Here is a 324-nt window from a genome sequence, read left to right on the forward strand (position 1 = left end):
CTATGTCTGCTGTATCTTTGTCGGAGCAGCACAGACCGATGCTTTACAGCTTGTCGCTGTTCCGGTTATGGCGATTGTGGAAGCTGCGATTATTTCTATTGTGGCCTGCCTGCTTGCAACGGCAATTCCTCTGCGTTCTATTGCAAGAATGAGCATTGTGGATTCTATTGAGACTGTTGAATAATATCAAAAACGACAATTAAAACAAGAAATCAGGTCTGTCCCAAATTTTGTGTAAACACTGCCGGGCAGTGCAAAATAGAGCCAAAATAATTTAAGGCGGGAGCGGCGCCAGCTGCTGATGCCTTGTCTACAAAATAACAG

Annotated in this window: 1 protein-coding gene; it reads left to right on the forward strand. The window is 44.4% G+C overall.

The features are described from left to right. Nucleotides 1-184 (forward strand): hypothetical protein (locus ACTQ34_RS18235; protein WP_441365002.1); only part of this gene is annotated, 184 nt, incomplete at its 5' end. Between the last annotated feature and the right edge of the window lie 140 nt (nucleotides 185-324).

It is taken from the genome of Agathobaculum sp. LCP25S3_E8 (assembly GCF_052117165.1).
Lineage (GTDB): Bacteria > Bacillota > Clostridia > Oscillospirales > Butyricicoccaceae > Agathobaculum.